This window comes from Myroides sp. WP-1 (genome assembly GCF_014145635.1).
Classification (GTDB): Bacteria; Bacteroidota; Bacteroidia; order Flavobacteriales; family Flavobacteriaceae; genus Flavobacterium.
The window spans coordinates 1-2,127 of sequence record NZ_JACHTC010000053.1; the positions used below are offsets into that span (position 1 = coordinate 1).

Annotated in this window: 1 protein-coding gene; it reads left to right on the top strand. The window is 38.1% G+C overall.

Translation table 11 applies throughout. The annotated features are described in order from the left end of the window. On the top strand, nt 1–2,127 hold a 2,127-nt coding region (locus tag H4K33_RS16245; protein WP_182650850.1), incomplete at both ends, for a hypothetical protein.

Genomic DNA, 2,127 nt, shown 5'->3' on the forward strand with positions numbered 1-2,127 from the left:
ACCTGGTTTTTACTATTGGGATAAAACTCGATGGGTTCGACTTGTTTCAGACGCAGAGGCCCAAGAAGGAAGTGGAGGGAATGTATATTATGATGGTACTCAATTTGAATATGAAGACGAGCAAGGGGTAAGACATATAATTAATCTAGCAGATTTTGTCAAAGCTCGCGAAACGATTACTACATTGATAAACAATCGTAATGGAACATATACCTATACTTCGGAGAATGGTACCCGAACAATCATTAATGTTCCACAGGATGTTATAGATCAGTTTGAAACGATTATCAACAATGAAACAGTAAAAAATCAGATTTTAGAGCTTCTAACTGTTGTTGGTGGAGGTAATGTGTATTACGATGGTAGTAGGTTTGAATATATCGATGCCAACGGGGTAAAGCGAATCATTGATATTTCTGCAGTGGTTAAAGCCAATGAAACGATTACTACCTTAGTGAACAATGGCAATGGAACGTATACCTATACTTCGGAGAATGGCACAAAAACGATTGTTAATGTACCACAAGATGTTATAGATCAGTTTGAAAAAATCATCAACAATGAAACAGTTAAAAATAAAATATTAGAACTACTAACTGTAGTGGGTGGAGGAAATGTGTATTACGATGGTACAAGATTTACCTATGCAGATGCCAATGGTGTTGTTCGTGAGATTGATCTAAGCCAGATCGTCAAATCCCTCGAAACACTTACTACCTTAGTAAACAACGGAGATGGAACGTATACCTATACTTCGGAGAATGGCACAAAAACGATTGTTAATGTACCACAAGATGTGATCGATCAGTTTGAAAAGATCATCAACAATGAAACAGTTAAAAATAAAATATTAGAACTCCTAACTGTAGTAGGTGGCGGAAATGTGTATTACGATGGTACAAGATTTACCTATGCAGATGCCAATGGTGTTGTTCGCGAGATTGATCTAAGCCAGATCGTCAAATCCCTCGAAACGCTTACTACCTTAGTAAACAACGGCGATGGAACGTATACCTATACGTCAGAGAACGGCACCCAAACGATTGTTAATGTACCACAAGATGTGATCGATCAGTTTGAAACGATTATCAACAATGAAACAGTAAAAAATCAGATTTTAGAACTCCTAACTGTAGTAGGTGGCGGAAATGTGTATTATAATGGTACAAGATTTACCTATGCAGATGCCAATGGTGTTGTTCGTGAGATTGACCTAAGCCAGATCGTCAAATCCCTCGAAACGCTTACTACCTTAGTAAACAACGGAGATGGAACGTATACCTATACTTCGGAGAATGGTACAAAAACGATTGTTAATGTACCACAAGATGTTATAGATCAGTTTGAAAAGATCATCAACAATGAAACAGTTAAAAATAAAATATTAGAACTCCTAACTGTAGTAGGTGGCGGAAATGTGTATTACGATGGTACAAGATTTACCTATGCAGATGCCAATGGCGTTGTTCGTGAGATTGACCTAAGCCAGATCGTCAAATCCCTCGAAACGCTTACTACCTTAGTAAATAACGGAGATGGAACGTATACCTATACTTCGGAGAACGGCACAAAAACGATTGTTAATGTACCACAAGATGTGATCGATCAGTTTGAGAAAATCATCAACAATGAAACGGTTAAAAATCAGCTATTAGAACTCCTAACTGTAGTAGGTGGCGGAAATGTGTATTACGATGGTACAAGATTCACCTATGCAGATGCCAATGGCGTTGTTCGCGAGATTGACCTAAGCCAGATCGTCAAATCCCTCGAAACGCTTACTACCTTAGTAAACAACGGAGATGGAACGTATACCTATACGTCAGAGAACGGCACAAAAACGATTGTTAATGTACCACAAGATGTTATAGATCAGTTTGAGAAAATCATCAACAATGAAACAGTTAAAAATAAAATATTAGAACTCCTAACTGTAGTAGGTGGCGGAAATGTGTATTACGATGGTACAAGATTTACCTATGCAGATGCCAATGGGGTTATTCGTGAGATTGATCTAAGCCAGATCGTCAAATCCCTCGAAACGCTTACTACCTTAGTAAACAACGGCGATGGAACGTATACCTATACGTCAGAGAACGGCACAAAAACGATTGTTAATGTACCACA